Here is a 21,279-nt window from a genome sequence, read left to right as displayed (position 1 = left end):
GAGGACGCTATCGCGAGCAGGCTCGCTCCCACAATGGAATGTGCTCCCTGTGGGAACGAGCCTGCTCGCGATGTTTTTATAGGTTCTGCAGGGTTTCGAGCAGCACCTTCACCTTGGTGATCGACTCCTGATACTCGGCCTGCCACTGCGAGTCGGCGACGATTCCGCCGCCGCCCCAGCAGCAGACTTGGGTATCTTTGACCAGCAGGCTGCGGATGGCGATCGAGCTGTCCATTTGCCCGCGCACGTCCAGGTACAACAACGAGCCGCAGTACAAGCCGCGACGGGTGGGTTCCAGTTCGTCGATGATCTGCATCGCGCGGATTTTCGGCGCGCCGGTGATCGAACCGCCAGGAAAACTGCCGGCGATCAGGTCCAGGGCGTCCTTGTCGGCTGCCAGCTCGCCGGTGACGCTGCTCACCAGGTGGTGCACGTTGGGGTAGCTTTCCAGGCTGAACAATTCCGGTACGCGCACCGAGCCGATGCGGCAGGTGCGGCCCAGGTCGTTGCGCAACAGGTCGACGATCATCAGGTTTTCCGCGCGATCCTTGGGGCTGGCCAGCAGTTCAGCGGCATTGGCCGCGTCTTCGGCGGCATCGCGTCCGCGTGGGCGGGTGCCTTTGATCGGGCGGGTCTCCACCTGGCGCTGGCTGACTTTGACGAAACGCTCGGGTGACAGACTGAGTACTGCACCGCCGTCGGGCAGGCTCTGGAAACCCGAGAACGGCGTCGGGCACGCTGCCCGCAGTGCGCAATAAGCGGTCCAGGCGTCGCCTTGGCACTGCGCGCGGAAGCGTTGGGCAAAGTTGACCTGATAGCAGTCACCGGCCTGGATGTAGTGCTGGATGCGCTCGAATGCCTGCCGATAGTCCTCGGGGCTGAGGTCGGGTTGCATGGGGCCTTTGAGGCTGAAGGTCGCGCTGTTGGCTGCAGATGGCTGGCTGAACACCTCGCGCAGGCGCTGGCGCTCGGCCGCGCTGACGTGGGGGTGAAACACCAGTTGGCTGGTGCCCAGCAGGTGGTCGCTGATCAGCGCCCAGGCATACAGGCCGAAGCGCGCATCGGGCAGTTGCAGGTCGTCTTGCGCCTGGTGGGGCAGGGCCTCGAGGTGCCGGCCGAAATCGTAGCTGAGGTAGCCGATCAGGCCGCCAGCGAATGGCAGTTCGAAAGGCGCCGGGATCGTCGCTTCGCCCAATTGGCCGAGAGTGCTGCGCAAGCGTTGCAGGAAGCCTGCGCCGCTTTCATCCGGCGCGACCGCCAGCGTCGCCAGCGGCCAGGCGCTGAGCAGGTCATATCGCCCGCGCTCGGCGGTCGGCCGGCCACTGTCGAGCAGCACGCTGCCGGGAGCATGACGGATCGCCGCGAAATACTCGGCGGGGTTGGCGTGATAGGGCAGCGGGTATACGGAACAGGTCGACATGAGCGGGGTAGATCAGCCATTGAGGCGGGGTGGCGATTGTAGTCCTCTGTAGGAAATGCTCCTAGAGGGGATTGGCCATCAACAGCAGGCTGGCTCCCCCACGGACCCAGTGTGGGAGCCAGCCTGCTGGCGACAGGTGCAGCGGTTTCGGCGATCAGCCCTCGACCGCAGGAATATGCCCGAACCGGTCCTGGACAAACCGCACACGCTCTTCCACGGTTTCGCTGATGCCCTGGGCCTTGAGCTCTTCCAGGCGCGCTTCCACCGCGTGGGTGCGCAACGTCAGCCCGCAGTCGTTGGCAATCTGGATGTTCAGCCCTGGACGCGCGTTGAGTTCGAGGATCAGCGGGCCTTTTTCCTGGTCCAGCACCATGTCGACGCCGATGTAGCCCAGGCCGCACAGTTCATAACAACCGGCGGCAAGCTTCATGAAACCGTCCCAGTAGGGCAGTTGCACGCCGTCCACCGCGTTGGTGGTGTCCGGGTGTTTGGTGATGATGTTGTTCAGCCAGGTACCGCGCAACGTCAGGCCGGTAGCCAGGTCGACACCAACGCCGATGGCGCCCTGGTGCAGGTTGGCCTTGCCGCCGGACTGACGGGTCGGCAAGCGCAGCATGGCCATCACCGGGTAGCCCATCAGCACGATGATGCGGATGTCCGGCACGCCCTCATAGCTGATGCTCTTGAAGATCTGGTCGGGTATCACCCGGTACTCGATCAGTGCACGGTCGCGGTGGCCGCCCAGGGAGTACAGGCCGGTGAGGATGCTGGAAATCTGGTGCTCGATTTCCTCATGGCTGATGATCTTCCCGGAGACGGTCCGATAGCGCCCTTCGAAACGGTCGGCGATCACCAGGATGCCGTCACCGCCGGCACCTTGTGCCGGCTTGATGACGAAGTCGCTGTGGCCGTCGATGATCTCGCCGAGCTTGTCGATTTCCTTCTCGGTGGAGATCACCCCGTACATTTGCGGCACGTGGATACCGGCCTTGATTGCCCGTTCCTTGGTGATGATCTTGTCATCGACGATGGGGTACAGGCTGCGCTTGTTGTACTTGAGCACGTAGTCGGCGTTACGCCGGTTTATGCCCATGATGCCCCGCGCCTCCAGGGCCTTCCAGGTCTTCCAGAAACCGAACATTACGAGTCAGCCTTGAGGAAGGCTTTGAAACGCACCAGCTCGGTCAGGCGGTAGCCGCGATAACGCCCCATGGCCAGCATGTAGCCCACCAGGATCAGCAGGATCGCCGGGAAGGTGAAGACGAAGTACACCAGCTCAGGCACGCTCATGATCAGGTGCGCCAGGGAGGCGGCGAACAGGGTGCCGATCGCCACTTTCATGGCATGGCCACCGCCACGTTCTTCCCAGGTAATCGACAGGCGTTCGATGGTCATGGTCAGGATCACCATCGGGAACAGCGCCACCGACAGGCCGCGTTCCAGGCCCAGCTTGTGGCTGAACAGGCTGATGGCGGCAATCAGCACCACCACGAACGTCAGCACCACCGATAGGCGCGGCAGCATCTGCAGCTTCAGGTGCTCAAGGTAGGAGCGTAGTGACAGGCCCAGGGCGGTAATCACGGTAAACAGCACGATCCCGAAGCCCAGTTGGGTCTCGCGAAAGGCCAGGGCGATCAGCACCGGGGTGAAGGTGCCCAGGGTCTGCAGGCCGATCAGGTTGCGCAGGATCAGGATCACCAGCACGCCGATCGGGATCATGACCATGATCATGAAGGTTTGCTGGGTTTGCAGGGGCAAGCCGTACAACGAGTACTCGAGGAAGTTGGCGTCGGTGTTCTCGTCGGTCAGCTTGGCCAGGCGAATGGCGTTCATTTCGCTGTTGTTCAGGCTGAAGGTCACGGTGGCTTTCTTGCCGCCATCGACGGTGATCAGGTTGTCATCGCCGGTCCACCACAGCAGGCGGTCGCTTGGCAGGCCCTGTTCGCCAGTCTCGGGGTTGAAGTACAGCCAGTCGGTACCGTTGAAGCTGCGCAGCCAGAGTTCCGGGGTCTGGGGCTGGTCGGCCACCAGGCGAATGGTGTGGACCTTTTCCACCGGCACGTGGGCGATGGACAGCAGCAGCTCGACGATCTTGGCCTTGTGCGCCGGCGCCGGGTCGCCCGCCAGGAGCATCTTGGCGTTGTCGTCGTTGCTGTTGTTGACCCGCTTGATCGCTTCACTGATGAAGGTCTCGACGTCGGCCGAGTGCTGGCGGATCGGCGCGAGCAGGGCTTCGGCGGCGATCTTCTCCGGACCTTCGATGGCGATGCTGTCGCGGAAGGTCGGGCCCTTGATCTTTGGTTTATCGGCGGTGTAACGCTTGGTCAGCACCAGGCGGTAGTACAGGGTCTGGTTGCCCTTGGCGCGGCGTGCCGACCAGGTGACCTTGCGGTTGCCGTCGACGCGGTTGACCGCCACCCCATAGTTGTTGGAGATGAAGCTTTCATTGAGGCTGACATAGTCGCGGCTCAAGGGCGGCACGAACATCTGGATCTTTACCGGGTCCTTGGCGCTGGCGACAAACTCGACCTTGGCGTCGATGTTCCACAGGTCGTCGGTGGCGTCTTCGGTCACCGGGATGCCCAGCACGAAAATCTGATAGGCCGTAACTGAAATGCCCAGCACCACCAGGATGGCGATCAGCAGTTTCAGATGAAGGGTAAGAGCGCGCATGGGTATTACTCTGCGGTGTGAACGTCGGTGGCGCAGGCGGGTTTGCCAGCAGCGTATTTAAGGCTAGGGTCGACCAGTGCATCAAAGCGTTTCAGGGCTTCGGAGCCGATCAAGAGCGGGTATTGGAATGCACTTCGGTCGGTCAAGTTCACTTCTATGCTGCGCAAAGCCGATCCCATGCAGATATCCAGCTCGATTACCGGACGTGCGGTGTACTTCTTGCCCTCTTCGGGATCGTAGTCACCGGCGCGCCGCTTGATCTTGCTGACCCGGGCCAGCGGGCGTTCGATCGGGTGCGAGTGGGCGGCGTCGATAGCCAGGTAGAAGCGCACCCAGGACTCGCCGTTGCGTTTGAAACGCTTGATATCGCGGGCACTGAGGGAGGCGGTCTTGGCCCCGGTGTCGAGTTTGGCCGCGACTTCCAGGTCGATGCCTGACAGCTGGGCGTATTCGTTGAGGCCGTACACGGTCTTTTCACCCGCGTAGCCAAGGCTCGGCAGGCAGGACAGGCAGAGCAATAAAGGGAGGTGCTTGAGTCTCATAAATCCTGGCGCGTTGCTGTCCATTCTTCAGTTCAAGGTGACTGGCATTGCTGCACAAGCGCCTCGTGTGCCTGCCATAAAAAGATGACAGGCAAATGCGGGCGGCATTCTAGCACGGTGGTTTTCTGGTGCCAGCGCCGAGGTGGTCCTTCGATTTCGATTTATCCAAAGGGTTTATTAGACGATTGTCGACAATCACTCTATTTCCTTTGACTGGAAGGCAGGTATTGGCTAGTTTATGGCGCATTGACTCACAAGGTGTCGACAATATGCTGGATCAACTCGATCCCCCGGTGCTGGCCTCGGACGATTCGGAAACCCTTTCCGAGAACGTCTTTCGCCGCATCCAGGCGGCCATCGTCAAAGGTGACATCGCCCCGGGCAGCAAAATCTCCGAGCCAGAGCTGGCGCGCACCTACGGCATTAGCCGCGGGCCGCTGCGCGAGGCCATCCACCGTCTCGAAGGCCAGCGCCTGCTGGTGCGCGTACCGCACGTCGGGGCCCGAGTGGTATCGCTGAGCCACGCCGAACTGATTGAACTCTATGAAATCCGCGAGTCGCTGGAAGGCATGGCCTGTCGCCTGGCCGCCGAGCGCATGAGCAGCGAAGACATCGACGAGCTGCGCCGGGTCCTGGAGACCCACGAGCGCGACGAGGCGTTCCAGGCAGGCGTGGGCTACTACCAGCAGGAAGGTGACTTCGACTTCCACTACCGGATCATCCAGGGCAGCGGCAACCGCACGCTGACCCAAATGCTTTGCGGCGAGTTGTATCAACTGGTGCGCATGTACCGCATCCAGTTTTCCGCCACTCCCAATCGGCCACGCCAGGCGTTTGCCGAACACCACCGAATTCTCGATGCCATCGCCGACCGTGACGGTGAATTGGCCGAGTTATTGATGCGTCGCCACATCGGCGCTTCAAAACGCAACATCGCCCGTCACTATCAGGACGGCGCCCACCAGACAGTCACTCCACGAGGTGAGTCATGAGTTCCAACAAGAGCACACCAGGCCAGCGTTTCCGTGATGCGGTTGCCAGCGAGCAGCCGTTGCAAGTGGTCGGCGCGATCAACGCCAACCACGCGCTGCTGGCCAAGCGCGCCGGTTTCAAGGCTATTTATCTGTCCGGTGGCGGGGTGGCTGCCGGCTCCCTCGGCGTGCCGGACCTGGGCATTACCGGGCTGGATGACGTGTTGACCGACGTCCGCCGGATCACCGACGTCTGCGACCTGCCGTTGCTGGTGGACGTCGACACCGGTTTTGGTTCCTCGGCCTTCAACGTGGCCCGCACCGTCAAGTCGATGATCAAGTTCGGCGCGGCGGCGATCCACATCGAGGACCAGGTCGGCGCCAAGCGTTGCGGCCACCGTCCTAATAAAGAAATCGTGACCCAGCAGGAAATGGTCGACCGCATCAAGGCGGCCGTGGATGCGCGCACCGATGACAGCTTCGTGATCATGGCCCGCACCGACGCCCTGGCAGTCGAAGGCCTGGAGTCGGCCCTGGATCGTGCCGCCGCCTGCATCGAAGCCGGTGCCGACATGGTGTTCCCGGAAGCCATCACCGAGCTGGAGATGTACAAGTTGTTCGCCAGCCGCGTGAAAGCGCCGATCCTGGCCAACATCACCGAATTCGGCGCCACGCCGCTGTACACCACCGAGCAACTGAGGGCGGCCGACGTGTCGCTGGTGCTGTACCCGCTGTCGGCGTTCCGCGCCATGAACAAGGCCGCCGAGAACGTCTACACCGCGATCCGTCGCGATGGCACGCAGCAGAACGTCATCGACACCATGCAGACGCGCATGGAGCTTTACGATCGCATCGACTACCACACCTTCGAGCAGAAGCTCGATGCGCTGTTCGCGGCAAAGAAATAAGGCAAACCCTGTAGCAGCTGCCGAGCCCGCGAGGCTGTGTTCGAGTCCGAAGGACTCGCCAGCTGCTACACATATACGTTGTTAATCAGAAAGAACTTGCCGATTCCCTAAAAAATTCAAGATTGGAGACAGCAATGGCCGAAGCAAAAGTATTGAGTGGCGCCGGGCTCCGTGGTCAGGTTGCCGGGCAAACCGCACTGTCCACCGTTGGCCAGGAAGGTGCAGGCCTGACTTACCGTGGCTACGACGTGCGCGAACTGGCGGCGGATGCGCAGTTCGAGGAAGTGGCCTACCTGCTGCTGTACGGCGAGCTGCCGAGCCAGGCGCAACTGGACGCCTATGTGGCCAAGCTGAGCAAGCTGCGCGACCTGCCGCAAGCCTTGAAAGAAGTCCTCGAACGCATTCCGGCCGACGCCCATCCGATGGATGTGATGCGTACCGGCTGCTCGTTCCTCGGTAACCTGGAGGCCGAGCACAGCTTCAGCGAGCAGCACGACAAGACCGACCGCCTGCTGGCCGCCTTCCCGGCGATCATGTGCTACTGGTATCGCTTCAGCCACGACGGCAAGCGCATTAATTGCGTCAGCGACGAGCCGTCCATCGGTGGTCACTTCTTGCACCTGCTGCACGATGAGAAGCCGAGCGAGTTGCACGTCAAGGTAATGAACGTGTCGCTGATCCTCTACGCCGAGCACGAGTTCAATGCGTCGACCTTCACCGCGCGGGTTTGCGCTTCGACCCTGTCGGACCTGTTCTCCTGCATCACTGCGGCCATCGGTTCGCTGCGTGGCCCGCTGCACGGTGGCGCCAACGAGGCGGCGATGGAAATGATCCAGCGCTTCTCCTCGCCTGAAGAGGCGATCAAGGGCACCCTGGGCATGCTCGAGCGCAAGGACAAGATCATGGGCTTCGGCCACGCGATCTATAAAGACAACGATCCGCGCAATGAAGTGATCAAGGGGTGGTCGAAAAAACTCGCCGACGAAGTCGGTGACACTGTGCTGTTCCCGGTCTCCGAAGCCATCGACAAGACCATGTGGGAGCAGAAGAAACTGTTCCCCAACGCCGACTTCTACCATGCCTCGGCGTACCACTTCATGGGCATCCCGACCAAGCTGTTCACCCCGATCTTCGTCTGCTCGCGCCTGACCGGCTGGGCGGCACACGTGTTCGAACAGCGCGCCAACAACCGCATCATCCGCCCGAGCGCCGAGTACACCGGCGTCGAACAGCGCAAGTTCGTGCCAATCGAACAACGCTGAATGGTGAGGGTTTGACGCAGGGATCTGAATTCAACGCAGATCCCTGTAGGAGCGAGCTTGCTCGCGATGGAGTGTCATCCACATTGGTGTCGACTGATACACCATCGCGAGCAGGCTCGCTCCTACAGTGGATTGTGTTGTTTTCGAAACTGGCGCCAGGCCCCACCTTTTGTAACTACCGTGACCGAGTCCTGACGATGAACACTGAATTTCGCAAATCGCTTCCCGGCAGCCATCTGGATTACTTCGACGTTCGCGCGGCGGTCGATGCGATCCAGGCGGGCGCCTATGCCACCCTGCCGTACACCTCCCGCGTGCTGGCGGAAAACCTGGTGCGGCGCTGTGATCCGGCGACCCTGACCGACTCGCTCAAGCAATTGATCGAACGCAAGCGCGACCTCGACTTCCCATGGTTCCCGGCGCGCGTGGTGTGCCACGACATTCTCGGCCAGACCGCCCTGGTGGACCTGGCGGGCCTGCGTGACGCGATTGCCCTGCAAGGTGGCGATCCGGCGCAGGTCAACCCGGTGGTGCCGACCCAGTTGATCGTCGACCACTCCCTGGCCGTCGAGCGCGGTGGTTTTGATCCCGAGGCGTTCGAGAAGAACCGCGCCATCGAGGACCGCCGCAACGAAGACCGTTTCCACTTCATCAACTGGACCAAAAAAGCCTTCAAGAACGTCGACGTGATCCCGCCGGGCAACGGCATCATGCACCAGATCAACCTGGAGAAAATGTCTCCGGTGATCCAGGTGCGTGACGGCGTGGCGTTCCCCGATACCTGCGTCGGCACCGATAGCCACACCCCGCACGTCGATGCCCTGGGCGTGATCGCCATCGGTGTCGGTGGCCTGGAAGCCGAAAGCGTGATGCTCGGCCGTGCCTCCTGGATGCGCCTGCCGGAAAGCGTCGGCGTCGAACTGACTGGCAAGCTGCAACCAGGCATCACCGCCACCGACATGGTGCTGGCGTTGACCGAATACCTGCGCCAGCAAAAAGTCGTCGGTGCCTGGCTGGAATTCTTCGGTGAGGGTGCATCGCGCCTGACCCTGGGCGACCGTGCAACCATTTCCAACATGGCCCCGGAATACGGCGCCACCGCGGCGATGTTCTACATCGACCAGCAGACCATCGATTACCTGAAACTCACCGGCCGCGAAGACGAGCAGGTGCGTTTGGTCGAGCAGTACGCCAAGCAGACCGGCCTGTGGGCCGACAGCCTGGCGGGCGCGCAGTACGAGCGCAGCCTGAGCTTCGATCTGTCTTCGGTGGTGCGCAACATGGCCGGCCCGAGCAACCCGCACGCCCGTGTCGCGACCTCGGACCTGGCGGCCAAGGGTATCTCCGGGCAATGGGATGACGTGCCAGGGCAAATGCCTGACGGCGCGGTGATCATCGCGGCCATCACCAGTTGCACCAACACCAGCAACCCGCGCAACGTGATTGCCGCCGGCCTGCTGGCGCGCAACGCCAACAAGCTGGGCCTGACTCGCAAGCCGTGGGTCAAGTCGTCCCTGGCGCCGGGCTCGAAGACCGTGGCCCTGTACCTGGACGAGGCCGGCCTGACCGATGAACTGGAACAGCTGGGTTTTGGCGTCGTGGCGTTTGCCTGCACCACGTGCAACGGCATGTCGGGTGCACTGGACCCGGTGATCCAGCAAGAGATCATCGACCGCGACCTGTACGCCACCGCCGTGTTGTCGGGTAACCGCAACTTCGACGGACGGATTCACCCGTACGCCAAGCAAGCGTTCCTTGCGTCGCCGCCACTGGTGGTCGCTTACGCCATTGCCGGGACCATCCGTTTCGACATCGAAAAAGACGTGTTGGGCGTGGTCGATGGCCAGGACATCCGTCTGAAAGACATCTGGCCAAGCGACGAAGAAATCGACGCGGTGGTCAAGGCCTCGGTCAAGCCGGAGCAGTTCCGCCAGGTGTACATCCCGATGTTCGCCATCCACGAAGACACCGGCCCGAAAGTCACGCCGCTCTACGACTGGCGCGAGCAGAGCACCTACATCCGCCGTCCGCCGTACTGGGAAGGCGCGTTGGCCGGGGCACGTCCACTCAAGGGCATGCGCCCGCTGGCCGTGCTGCCGGACAACATCACCACCGATCACTTGTCGCCGTCCAACGCGATCATGCTCGACAGCGCCGCCGGCGAATACCTGGCGAAAATGGGCCTGCCGGAGGAAGACTTCAACTCCTACGCAACCCACCGCGGTGACCACCTGACCGCGCAACGCGCGACCTTCGCCAACCCGAAACTGTTCAACGAAATGGTCCAGGAAAACGGCAAGGTCAAGCAGGGTTCGCTGGCGCGGGTCGAGCCGGAAGGCCAGGTCATGCGCATGTGGGAAGCGATCGAAACCTACATGGAACGCAAGCAACCGCTGATCATCATCGCCGGTGCCGACTACGGCCAGGGCTCGTCCCGCGACTGGGCGGCCAAGGGCGTGCGCCTGGCGGGTGTGGAGGCCATTGCGGCCGAAGGCTTCGAGCGTATCCACCGTACCAACCTGGTCGGCATGGGCGTGTTGCCCCTGGAGTTCAAGCCGGGCACCGACCGCAAGACCCTGGGTATCGACGGTACCGAAACCTACGACGTGGTGGGCGCTCGCACCCCGCGTGCAACCCTGACCCTGGTCATCACCCGCAAGAACGGTGAGCAGGTCGAGGTGCCGGTGACCTGCCGCCTGGATACCGCTGAAGAGGTGTCGATCTACGAGGCGGGCGGCGTGCTGCAGCGCTTTGCCCAGGACTTCCTCGAATCGGCTGTCGCCGTTTAACACGACGTGCCGCGCGGGGCGTCAGTCCCGCGCCGGCCCATTAAGGACCATCATGGCTCACGCACCTCAGATCAAGATTCCCGCCACCTACATGCGTGGTGGCACCAGCAAAGGCGTGTTCTTCAGTCTTGAAGATTTGCCCGAGTCGGCGCAGGTTCCTGGCCCGGCGCGCGACGCGCTGTTGCTGCGGGTGATTGGCAGCCCGGACCCTTACGAAAAGCAGATCGACGGCATGGGCGCCGCGACCTCGAGCACCAGCAAGACGGTGATCCTGTCCAAGAGCCTCAAGGCCGATCACGATGTGGATTACCTGTTTGGCCAGGTCTCCATCGACAAGCCGTTTGTCGACTGGAGCGGTAACTGCGGCAACCTGTCGGCAGCGGTCGGTTCGTTCGCCGTCAGCAGTGGCCTGGTCGATCCTGCCCGGCTGCCGGACAACGGCGTGGCCGTGGTGCGCATCTGGCAGGCCAACATCGGCAAGACCATCATCGCCCATGTGCCGATTACCCAGGGCGCGGTGCAGGAAACCGGTGATTTCGAACTCGACGGCGTGACCTTCCCGGCCGCTGAAGTGCAGTTGGAATTCATCAGCCCGGCGGCCGAGGAAGAGGGCGCTGGCGGTTCGATGTTCCCCACCGGCAACCTGGTGGATGAACTGCACGTGCCGGGTGTTGGCACCTTGCAGGTGACCATGATCAATGCGGGCATCCCGACGATCTTCGTCAATGCCGAGGATATCGGTTACACCGGCCGCGAATTGCAGGGCGAGATCAATGGCGATCCCAAGGCATTGGCCATGTTCGAGACGATCCGTGCTCACGGCGCCTTGCGCATGGGCTTGATTGCCAACCTCGACGAAGCGGCCAAGCGCCAACACACCCCCAAGGTAGCGTTCGTCGCGCGGCCCAGCGATTACCTGTCCTCCAGCGGCAAACCCGTGGCGGCGGGCGATGTCGACCTGCTGGTGCGGGCGCTGTCCATGGGCAAGCTGCACCACGCAATGATGGGCACCGCAGCAGTGGCCATCGGCACCGCGGCGGCCATTACCGGCACCCTGGTCAACCTGGCGGCCGGCGGCGTCGAGCGCAACGCGGTACGTTTCGGCCACCCATCCGGCACCTTGCGGGTCGGCGCTGAAGCCAACCTGGTGGACGGCGAATGGACCGTGACCAAAGCCATCATGAGCCGCAGCGCGCGAGTGCTGATGGAAGGCTGGGTGCGGGTCCCTGGGGATTCGTTCTAGCCTTGAAACATAGCCCTTTGTGGGAGCGAGCGGGCGCTCGCTCCCACAAAGGGGGAATATCATAAGAATAGGTTGTCCGTGTTAGCCCTGAACCGAGGTCCCATTTACGAACCACTGCCCGAGTGAATCGAACATGAGCGCCAACGTTGACTTAAACAACCGTCCTGACTATGACCAGGTCCTGCAGGACATCGCCGACTACGTCCTGAACTACCGGATCGAGTCCCGGGAGGCCCTGGACACCGCCCGCAACTGCCTGCTCGATACCCTCGGCTGCGGCCTGCTGGCCCTGCGTTTTCCCGAATGCACCAAACACCTTGGGCCGATGGTCGAAGGCACGATCGTGCCCTTTGGCGCCCGGGTGCCAGGCACGAGTTTTCGCCTGGACCCGGTCAAGGCGGCCTGGGACATCGGCTGCATCGTCCGCTGGCTCGACTACAACGACACCTGGCTGGCTGCGGAATGGGGTCATCCCTCGGATAACCTCGGGGCGATCCTGGCGCTGGCCGATCACCTGTCGCAAAAGCGCCTGGCCAATGGCGACTCGCCGCTGACCATGCGCGCGGTGCTCGACGCGATGATCATGGCCCACGAGATTCAAGGGGTGATTGCCCTGGAGAACTCCTTCAACCGGGTCGGCCTGGACCACGTGCTGCTGGTCAAGGTCGCCTCGACCGCCGTCAGCGCCAAACTCCTCGGCGCCAGCCGCGAGCAATTGCTGGCAGCGCTGTCCCACGCCTTTGTCGACGGCCAGGCCTTGCGCACCTACCGGCATGCGCCGAACGCCGGCTCACGCAAATCCTGGGCCGCGGGTGATGCGTCCAGTCGCGGGGTACGCCTGGCAGACATCGCCCTGCGCGGAGAGATGGGCATTCCGGGCGCGCTGACTGCCACGCAATGGGGGTTCTACGACGTACTGTTCAGCCACACCAACAAGGACCTGGCGCTCAAGCCTGCGGATCAGCGCGCCTTCAGTTTTTCCCAGCCTTACGCCAGCTACGTGATGGAAAACGTGCTGTTCAAGATCAGCTTCCCGGCCGAGTTCCATGCGCAGACCGCCTGCGAGGCGGCGGTGACCCTGCATCCGCAGGTGCGTAATCGCCTGCACGAGATCGACCGGATTGTCATCACCACCCATGAGTCGGCGATCCGCATCATCTCCAAGGTCGGGCAACTGGCCAACGCCGCCGACCGTGACCACTGCATCCAGTACATGACCGCCGTACCGCTGGCGTTCGGTAACCTGGTGGCCGAGCAGTACGAAGATCAGTTCCACGCTGCGCACCCGATCATCGATGTCCTGCGCGAGAAGATGGTCATAGTCGAGGATCCACGTTTCACCCGCGAGTACCTGGAGGCCGACAAACGTTCGATCGCCAATGCCCTGCAGGTGTTTTTCAAGGACGGTTCGAGTACCGAGCAAGTGCTGGTGGAGTACCCGATCGGCCATCGCCGCCGGCGCGCCGAGGGCATCCCGTTGCTCGAGGACAAGTTCAAGGCCAACCTCGCCACCCGCTTCACTGCCCAGCGCTCGGCGCAGATCTTTGCCCTGTGCAAGGATCAGGCAGCCCTTGAAGCGACTCCGGTGAACCGCTTCATGGATCTCTTCGTGATCTGACCGCTAACCCTGTCCCGCTGGATGCCGTGGCTGGCTGTTACCTGGCCAGCCACTTCTCCACGGGCAACTTGGTGATCGCAAACCCCATCAGCAGCACCGCCGAGTAGCCGATCAATTCCCGCGAAATCACCTGCCCTTCGTACCAGGCGCCAATCATCACCGCGAACACCGGGAAAATGATGAACACGAAAGACAGGATGATCGGGCTCAAGCGCTTGAGCAGGATGAAATACACGATGAACCCGCCCACCGACGCCACCAGTCCCAGATAGAGCAGGGCGCCCCACGAACGCGCGCTGATGGCCGCGAATGCCGGGGTCTCGACCGCCAGTCCCGTAACAAACAGCAGCAGCCCGGCGATACCGATTGGCAAGGTGTTGTAGGTGATGACGCTGATGGCGCTCCCGTGTTTCTTGGTCACTACATAACACAGCGCATGCAGGATCGCCGCCGTGAGAATCGCCAGTACGCCGAACAGTTCGGCGTGGTCCAGGTGCAAGCCCTGGCTGCGGATGATCATGAACAGGCTGGCAAAGCCGATGGCGATGCCGAGCACCTGGGAGGCATAGATTTTTTCCCGCAGGAACAGCGCCGAGAACACCAGGATAAACACCGGCATGCAGCTGAACAGGAGTGCCGTGAGCCCTGACGAAACGTGCATCTCGCCATAATTGAGCAAGTAGTACGGCAGGCTGAAATACGTCAGCGTAACGAACAGGAAGAACCAGCGACTGCCCTTGGGGAACAGCAAGGGTTCGCGGCGCCACGCGGCAAAACTCAGGAACAGCGGGAAGGCGATCAGAAAACGCAGGCCGGCAGCGGTCAGCGGCGGCACGCTTTCGACGGCGATCTTGATCCCCAGCCAGGTCGTGCCCCAGCTCAGGCAGACGATCAGAAACAGCACGCTGGTGATCAATCCAGCCAGCCAGCGGCGGGGGTGTCTTTGCGGGATATCGACGGCGATGGCGGTGGGCATGCTCGGGCACCTTGGTGTGATGGGAATTGACCGGGTCATGGAAAAGGTCTATCCCTGATTGAACCTGTTTTCAGCACGCTATTCGGGGTGGTAATGGCTGTCAAAGTAAGTATTGCCATGGTGTCAATCCTGCGGGATGCCCTCAGCCATGGAACCGGCATGAAGTACCAGCGCCTCAGCGACGGGGTAGAGCAGGGCATGGCTGACGGCGTGCTCGCGCCTGGCTGCAAATTGCCGCCCCATCGCCTGCTGGCGGACAGCCTCGGGGTAACGGTGGGCACGGTCAGTCGCGCCTATGCCGAGCTTGAGCGCCTGGGCAAGGTGGTCGCCCGGGTCGGTGACGGTACTTATGTCCGTGAGCAGGGCATGGAGCGCCCGCGTGACGGTGGGTTCCGCAATGTCAGCGAGCAACCACCGCCGTGCCTGGACATGAGCCGCAACCAGCCGATTCCCGGACGCCAGGCGTTGTGCCTGAGCCAGGGGCTGCAGGCCCTGGCGAGTGATCCCCAGGCCATGCAGCGCATCAGCGGCTACACCGCGGACGCCGGCCTGCCGGAGTATCGGGCGGCGGGCGCGCGGTGGCTCGGGCACGGCGAATTTGTCGCCAGGGCCGAGCAGGTGATTTGCGTCAACGGCGGCCAGCACGGTTTGCTGTGTGCCTTGATGGCGCTGCTCAAGGCCGGCGATACGCTGGTCACCGAGCAGTTGACCTACCCAGGCTTGATCAGCGTGGCGCGCAATCTGGGGATCAAGCTGATTGGCCTGGCCATGGACGCCGAGGGGTTGTTGCCAGCGGCTCTGGACGAGGTCTGTCGCCAACACCGGGTGACGGCGCTGTACTGCACGCCGACCCTGCAAAATCCGACGGCCGCGGTAATGTCCACCGCGCGTCGCGAGGCCCTGGTGGAGGTCTGCCGGGGGCACAATCTGTTGATCATCGAGGATCAGGCCCACGCCGTGCTGGTCCAGGAGCGGCCGTTACCCCTGAGCCATTTTGCTCCGGAGCGTACGGTGCTGATCGCCAGCCTGAGCAAGGCGGTGTCGGCGGGCTTGCGGGTCGGCTATCTGTATGCGCCCCAGGCCTTGCTCAGCCGTTTGTCGGCAGCGGTGCGCGCTTCGTGCTGGATGGCTACGCCCCTGGCCCTGGAGTTGGCCACGCAGTGGATCGAAAGCGGTGTCGCCCGGCAGTTGCTGGAACAGCAAATCATCGAAATCAGCCGGCGCAAAGCGCTGGTCGAGGGCGTGTTGCAGGGCTTGCAGTACCGCACGCACGCACAGAGCCCGCATTTCTGGATCGACGTGCCCGAGCCGTGGCGCGCGTCCCAGGTCGAATCTGAGCTCAAGCGCAGCGGCTACTTGATTGCCACCGCCGAAGCGTTTGCGGTGGGGCATGGGGCCGTGCCGCAGGCGATCCGCGTCAGCGTGTGCAATTCGGTGGGGGATGATCGGTTGTTGCGCGAGGGGGTCGAGGCGGTGGTTTCGGCATTGCGGGAGGTCGGTTAGTCGGTCCGCGCGGGCAAGCCAGGCTCCTGCGAAGAGCCCGGCGCGCCTGCGCTGGCGACTCGGCTGGCTACTTGAAGCGGCGCTCGACGCCTTTTTCCACGAGGATCTTGGCGGAAATCTCTTCCACGGAAAAATGCGTGGAGTTGATGTTCGGGATGTTCTCGCGGCGGAACAGGTTTTCCACTTCACGCACCTCGAACTCGCACTGGGCGTAGCTCGAGTACCGGCTGTTGGGCTTGCGCTCGTTGCGGATGGCGGTGAGGCGGTCCGGGTCGATGGTCAGGCCGAACAGCTTGTGCTGGTGGGCGCGCAGGGCGGCCGGCAGTTGCAGGCGCTCCATGTCGTCCTCGGTCAGTGGGTAGTTGGCTGCGCGGATGCCGAACTGCATGGCCATGTACAGGCAGGTCGGGGTCTTGCCGCACCGCGACACGCCCACCAGGATCAGGTCGGCCTTGTCGTAATAGTGGGTGCGCGCGCCGTCGTCGTTGTCCAGGGCGAAGTTCACCGCCTCGATACGCTCCATGTAATTGGAGTTGTGGCCAATGGAATGCGACTTGCCGACCGAATAGGACGAGTGCTCGCTCAGCTCCAGCTCCAGCGGGGCGAGGAAGGTCGAAAAAATGTCGATCATGAAACCATTGGACGTGGCGAGAATCTCACGAATGTCCTGGTTGACGATCGTGTCGAAGATGATTGGACGAAAGCCGTCCTTTTCGGCGGCCGTGTTGATTTGTTGTACCATGGCCCGCGCTTTATCGACGCTGTCGATGTACGGCCGGGTGAATTTGCCGAAGGTAATGTTTTCGAACTGCGCCAACAGGCTTTGACCCAGGGTTTCGGCCGTAATGCCCGTGCCATCGGAGATAAAGAAAGCAGATCGTTTCATTTGCGCCTTGGGCCTTAAGCTGGTGACGATTCTTGGATATGATAGGCGCGATTTGGCGGCCCGGATTGGCCGGCATTCTCACTTATTTTCCAGGTCCAGGCCATATAGCTGGCAAATGCTCCCTTGAGCGGCCAGTACCCTGAGCTTTTCCAACACAGTTAGTGGAGAGATCACCTTGGTAGAGTACGTAGTTTCCCTCGATAAGCTCGGCGTCCATGATGTAGAGCATGTGGGGGGCAAGAACGCATCCCTGGGCGAGATGATCAGTAACCTTGCAGGTGCCGGTGTGTCGGTCCCGGGTGGCTTTGCCACGACAGCTCAGGCTTATCGTGATTTTCTCGAATTAAGTGGTTTGAACGACCAGATCCACGCCGCGCTGGATGCGCTGGACGTGGATGACGTGAACGCGCTGGCCCGTACCGGCGCGCAGATTCGTCAATGGATCATGGAAGCCGAGTTCCCGGAGAAGCTCAACGCCGAGATTCGCACCGCGTTCGCCACCCTGTCGGCCGGTAACCCGGACATGGCCGTGGCCGTGCGCTCTTCGGCCACCGCCGAAGACTTGCCGGACGCCTCGTTCGCCGGCCAGCAGGAAACCTTCCTGAACATTCGTGGCGTCGAGAACGTCATTCGTGCGGCCAAGGAAGTGTTCGCTTCCCTGTTCAACGACCGTGCCATTTCCTACCGCGTCCACCAGGGCTTCGACCACAAGCTGGTGGCCCTGTCGGCCGGTGTGCAGCGCATGGTGCGTTCGGAAACCGGCACCGCCGGCGTGATGTTCACCCTCGATACCGAGTCGGGCTTCCGTGACGTGGTGTTCATCACCGGCGCCTACGGGCTGGGTGAAACCGTGGTCCAGGGCGCAGTCAACCCGGATGAATTCTACGTCCACAAGGGCACGCTGGCCGCGGGTCGCCCGGCGATCCTGCGCCGCAACCTGGGCAGCAAAGCAATCAAGATGATCTACGGTGACGAGGCCAAGGCCGGTCGTTCGGTCAAGACCGTCGACGTCGACAAGGCCGAGCGCGCGCGTTTCTGCCTGTCCGACGCGGAAGTCAGCGAGCTGGCCAAGCAAGCGATGATCATCGAGAAGCACTACAAGTGCCCGATGGACATCGAGTGGGCCAAGGACGGTGACGACGGCAAGCTGTACATCGTGCAGGCCCGTCCGGAAACCGTGAAGAGCCGCACTTCGGCCAACGTCATGGAACGCTATCTGTTGAAAGAAACCGGCACCGTGCTGGTGGAAGGCCGTGCCATCGGCCAGCGCATTGGCGCCGGCAAGGTCCGCATCATCAAGGACGTGTCCGAGATGGACAAGGTCCAGCCGGGCGACGTGCTGGTTTCCGACATGACCGACCCGGATTGGGAACCGGTCATGAAGCGCGCCAGCGCCATCGTCACCAACCGTGGCGGCCGTACCTGTCACGCGGCGATCATTGCCCGTGAGCTGGGGATCCCGGCGGTAGTGGGCTGCGGTAACGCTACCCAGCTGTTGAAAGATGGCCAGGGCGTGACCGTTTCCTGCGCTGAAGGCGACACCGGTTTCATCTTCGAAGGCGAACTGGGCTTCGACGTCAAGAAAAACTCCGTGGACGCCATGCCGGACCTGCCGTTCAAGATCATGATGAACGTCGGCAACCCGGACCGCGCCTTCGACTTCGCGCAGTTGCCGAACGCCGGTGTGGGCCTGGCCCGCCTGGAGTTCATCATCAACCGTATGATCGGCGTGCACCCCAAGGCGCTGTTGAACTACGACGGCCTGCCTGCGGAAATCAAGGAAAGCGTCGACAAGCGTATCGCTGGCTACGACGATCCGGTCGGTTTCTACGTCGAGAAGCTGGTCGAGGGCATCAGCACCCTGGCTGCCGCGTTCTGGCCGAAAAAAGTCATCGTGCGCCTGTCGGACTTCAAGTCCAACGAATACGCCAACCTGATCGGCGGCAAGCTCTACGAGCCGGAAGAAGAGAACCCGATGCTGGGCTTCCGCGGTGCCTCGCGTTACATCAGCGAAGCCTTCCGTGACTGCTTCGAGCTCGAGTGCCGCGCCCTCAAGCGTGTGCGCAACGAGATGGGCCTGACCAACGTCGAAATCATGGTGCCGTTCGTGCGGACCCTGGGCGAAGCCAGCCAGGTCGTCGATCTGTTGGCCGAGAATGGCCTGGCCCGTGGCGACAACGGCCTGCGCGTGATCATGATGTGCGAACTGCCATCGAACGCGATCCTGGCTGAAGAGTTCCTGGAATTCTTCGACGGTTTCTCCATCGGCTCCAACGACCTGACCCAGCTGACCCTGGGCCTGGACCGTGACTCCGGGATCATCGCGCACCTGTTCGATGAGCGTAATCCGGCGGTCAAGAAGCTGCTGGCCAATGCCATTGCCGCCTGCAACAAGGCCGGCAAGTACATCGGCATCTGCGGCCAGGGCCCATCCGATCACCCGGACCTGGCCAAGTGGCTGATGGAGCAGGGCATCGAAAGCGTTTCGTTGAACCCCGATTCCGTACTGGAAACCTGGTTCTTCCTGGCTGAGGGTCAAGCTTCGGCTTGATGGTGTGAACAGGTCGCTCGCTCGCGATGGTCGTCAAGGCGCGTTGCCCTGGCGTCCATCCCTGTAGGAGCGAGCTTGCTCGCGATGGTCGCTAACGATAACGCGCACATGCTGGACAAACGCGTTGTCCCGACGTCCATCGCGAGCAAGCTCGCTCCTACAGGAATAAGAGCGAGCGACCTGTTTTTGAGATTCAAGTAGGGCGGGCTCCTCCGGATGCCGCCCTTTTTTGTGCAAGAGCATTATGCAAAGCAGCAGTAACCTGTTTCCTGTCGCCTTGCTCAGCGCCGAACGTCGCGGCGATCTGAGTGAGGACGTCTATCGCCTGAAACCAGGCAACAGCCCGGACGGCACCGTTGAGCTGGCAGTGACCCGCCTGGGCATGGCCGATGAACCCGCCATGCGCGGGGTTCCGGTGATTTTGCTGCACGGCAGTTTTTCCAACCGGCGTTTCTGGTTTTCCCCCAAGGGCCTGGGTTTGGGGGCGTACCTGGCACGCGCCGGTTTTGATGTGTGGATTGCGGAAATGCGCGGGCACGGCCTGTCGCAGCGCAATCAGCACTACCGCAAGAACCGCGTGGCCGACTATGCCCGCTACGACCTGCCGGCCATCGCCGCGTTCGTCCGCGAACAGAGCGGGCAGGCTCCGCACTGGATCGGCCATTCATTGGGCGGCATCACCCTGGCCGCCGCGCTCGGTGGCCACTACCTGGAAGCGTCCGATGTCGCCAGCGCCGCATTTTTCGGCACGCAAGTGAGTCGCACCTACTGGCCGCTGAAAATTCCCCCGGTGGAATGGAGCGGACGTTTCATCCTCAAGCGTTTTGCCCAACTGTCGGGGTCTCGCCTCAAGCGTGGCCCGGAGGACGAACCGATTGGCCTGGCTCTGGAAAGCATGCGCTGGTTCGGTCTGTTCGGACGTTTTGGCGATGCCGACAAGGACTGGTGGGCGGGCTTGGCCGAAGTGCAGGTGCCGGTCCTGGCCGTCAGCGCCAGCAACGATCACCAGGACCCCGACTGGGCGTGCCGCAAACTGTTCGAGCAAATGGGCTCGACGCACAAGCAATACATTTGCCTGGGCCGCGCCCAGGGCTTTGCCGATGACTTCGGGCATGTGCAAATGCTGGTCAGCAAAGCCGCGCAAGTCGAAGTCTGGCCATTGGTCCAGCGTTGGCTGACAGACCCGCAGGCACCCGTGCAGGCGCAGACGCTCGCCACGGTCGGCGCAGACTGACGTGAACGCTCTATCAAGGGCGTTTCGTTCCTGTCCGCTTACGGCTAAGATATGACGCATTGAGCTTTTCTGGTCACTTTACGTGGCGATGCTGGTGGCGGTGTTCGCGGAAAAACGGCTTTAAACCGCAACCCTCAGCGCTCGTTTCCTTTAAGGTGACATCCTCGATTGTCTTCCTCTTTACAGGAGTTTCTCGATGAATCATTACCTCACTCCCGACCTGTGCGATGCCTATCCGGAACTGGTACAGGTCCTGGAGCCGATGTTCAGCAATTTTGGCGGCCGTGATTCCTTCGGCGGTGAAATCGTGACCATCAAGTGCTTCGAAGACAACTCGCGGGTCAAGGAGCATGCCGAGCTCCCGGGGAACGGCAAGGTACTGGTAGTCGATGGCGGCGGTTCGCTGCGCTGCGCGCTGCTGGGCGACATGATTGCCGAGAGAGCGGCCAAGAACGGCTGGGAAGGCCTGGTGATCTACGGCTGCATCCGCGATGTCGATGTCATCGCACAGACCGACCTGGGGGTGCAGGCCCTTGCCAGTCATCCGAAGAAGTCCAACCGTCGTGGTCTTGGCGAGATCAATGTACCGGTGACCTTTGCCGGTGTGACGTTCCGTCCGGGCGAATACATTTATGCGGACAACAACGGCGTGATCATCTCGCCGAGTCCGTTGCAAATGCCTGAATAAACGGCGACCAGACAG

The 21,279-nt window shown here is 62.2% G+C and carries 16 protein-coding genes; 10 read left to right on the top strand and 6 right to left on the bottom strand.

The annotated features are described in order from the left end of the window. Positions 1-76 precede the first annotated feature (76 nt). From pabB to rloA, 4 genes are all read right to left on the bottom strand, one after another. Positions 77-1,420: an aminodeoxychorismate synthase component I gene (pabB, locus tag PspS04_RS18845; protein ID WP_159997135.1), complete on the bottom strand. Its 1,344-nt coding sequence runs from the start codon at positions 1,418-1,420 to the stop codon at positions 77-79. Positions 1,421-1,574: 154 nt separating this feature from the next. Then, on the bottom strand, positions 1,575-2,561 hold the full coding sequence (locus PspS04_RS18840; protein WP_159997133.1) for an alpha-L-glutamate ligase-like protein: 987 nt from the start codon (positions 2,559-2,561) through the stop codon (positions 1,575-1,577). Then, on the bottom strand, positions 2,561-4,093 hold the full coding sequence (rloB, locus tag PspS04_RS18835; protein WP_159997132.1) for an osmotic stress tolerance membrane protein RloB: 1,533 nt from the start codon (positions 4,091-4,093) through the stop codon (positions 2,561-2,563). Before rloB ends, PspS04_RS18840 begins: the two co-directional genes overlap by 1 nt. A 5-nt stretch (positions 4,094-4,098) precedes the next feature. Next, positions 4,099-4,635 carry a retropepsin-like aspartic peptidase RloA gene (rloA, locus tag PspS04_RS18830; RefSeq protein ID WP_095165650.1) on the bottom strand — a complete coding sequence of 179 codons (537 nt, stop codon included), beginning with the start codon at positions 4,633-4,635 and terminating at the stop codon, positions 4,099-4,101. Between the two features lie 269 nt (positions 4,636-4,904). On the opposite strand from rloA, the gene PspS04_RS18825 reads away from it, so the two are divergent. The 6 genes from PspS04_RS18825 (at position 4,905) to prpD (ending at position 13,426) form a co-directional block, all read left to right on the top strand. Next, positions 4,905-5,627 carry a GntR family transcriptional regulator gene (locus PspS04_RS18825; RefSeq protein WP_095165505.1) on the top strand — a complete coding sequence of 241 codons (723 nt, stop codon included), beginning with the start codon at positions 4,905-4,907 and terminating at the stop codon, positions 5,625-5,627. After that, the gene (gene prpB / locus PspS04_RS18820) at positions 5,624-6,514 is read left to right on the top strand and encodes a methylisocitrate lyase (protein ID WP_095165503.1); all 891 of its coding nucleotides are present in this window, start codon (positions 5,624-5,626) and stop codon (positions 6,512-6,514) included. The genes PspS04_RS18825 and prpB overlap by 4 nt, the downstream gene beginning before the upstream one ends. 134 nt (positions 6,515-6,648) lie before the next feature. Next, positions 6,649-7,776 carry a bifunctional 2-methylcitrate synthase/citrate synthase gene (prpC, locus tag PspS04_RS18815; protein WP_159997130.1) on the top strand — a complete coding sequence of 376 codons (1,128 nt, stop codon included), beginning with the start codon at positions 6,649-6,651 and terminating at the stop codon, positions 7,774-7,776. Positions 7,777-7,973: 197 nt separating this feature from the next. Continuing rightward, the gene (acnD, locus tag PspS04_RS18810) at positions 7,974-10,565 is read left to right on the top strand and encodes a Fe/S-dependent 2-methylisocitrate dehydratase AcnD (RefSeq protein ID WP_159997128.1); all 2,592 of its coding nucleotides are present in this window, start codon (positions 7,974-7,976) and stop codon (positions 10,563-10,565) included. Positions 10,566-10,617: 52 nt separating this feature from the next. Continuing rightward, positions 10,618-11,808 carry a 2-methylaconitate cis-trans isomerase PrpF gene (gene prpF, locus PspS04_RS18805; RefSeq protein ID WP_159997126.1) on the top strand — a complete coding sequence of 397 codons (1,191 nt, stop codon included), beginning with the start codon at positions 10,618-10,620 and terminating at the stop codon, positions 11,806-11,808. Positions 11,809-11,941: 133 nt separating this feature from the next. Further along, a complete protein-coding gene (gene prpD / locus PspS04_RS18800) occupies positions 11,942-13,426 on the top strand; it encodes a 2-methylcitrate dehydratase (protein ID WP_159997124.1) in 1,485 nt (494 codons plus the stop codon). A gap of 37 nt (positions 13,427-13,463) precedes the next feature. Here the strand turns inward: prpD and PspS04_RS18795 are convergent, their stop codons facing one another. Further along, on the bottom strand, positions 13,464-14,351 hold the full coding sequence (locus PspS04_RS18795; protein ID WP_162530231.1) for a DMT family transporter: 888 nt from the start codon (positions 14,349-14,351) through the stop codon (positions 13,464-13,466). 144 nt (positions 14,352-14,495) lie between these two features. Here PspS04_RS18795 and PspS04_RS18790 point away from each other — a divergent pair, with 144 nt between their 5' ends. Then, positions 14,496-15,905: an aminotransferase-like domain-containing protein gene (locus PspS04_RS18790; RefSeq protein WP_095165492.1), complete on the top strand. Its 1,410-nt coding sequence runs from the start codon at positions 14,496-14,498 to the stop codon at positions 15,903-15,905. 67 nt (positions 15,906-15,972) lie between these two features. On the opposite strand, the gene ppsR is transcribed toward PspS04_RS18790, so the two are convergent. Continuing rightward, complete coding sequence (gene ppsR / locus PspS04_RS18785) at positions 15,973-16,791, bottom strand: posphoenolpyruvate synthetase regulatory kinase/phosphorylase PpsR (protein WP_095165490.1); 819 nt, start codon at positions 16,789-16,791, stop codon at positions 15,973-15,975. A 175-nt stretch (positions 16,792-16,966) separates the two neighbouring features. Between ppsR and ppsA the strand changes: the two genes are divergently transcribed. The 3 genes from ppsA to rraA all read left to right on the top strand — a co-directional run bounded on the left by ppsA (position 16,967) and on the right by rraA (position 21,264). Further along, positions 16,967-19,342: a phosphoenolpyruvate synthase gene (ppsA, locus tag PspS04_RS18780; RefSeq protein WP_095165488.1), complete on the top strand. Its 2,376-nt coding sequence runs from the start codon at positions 16,967-16,969 to the stop codon at positions 19,340-19,342. A 244-nt stretch (positions 19,343-19,586) separates the two neighbouring features. Next, entirely contained in the window at positions 19,587-20,576 is a 990-nt protein-coding gene (locus PspS04_RS18775) for an alpha/beta fold hydrolase (protein WP_159997120.1), read from the top strand. Between the two features lie 196 nt (positions 20,577-20,772). Further along, positions 20,773-21,264, top strand: a complete 492-nt coding sequence (gene rraA / locus PspS04_RS18770) for a ribonuclease E activity regulator RraA (RefSeq protein ID WP_095165485.1) — start codon at positions 20,773-20,775, stop codon at positions 21,262-21,264. The last annotated feature ends 15 nt before the right edge of the window (positions 21,265-21,279 follow it).

Origin of the sequence: Pseudomonas sp. S04 (assembly GCF_009834545.1) — a bacterium.
Taxonomy (GTDB): domain Bacteria; phylum Pseudomonadota; class Gammaproteobacteria; order Pseudomonadales; family Pseudomonadaceae; genus Aquipseudomonas.
This window is presented reverse-complemented; position numbering and strand designations above follow the sequence as displayed.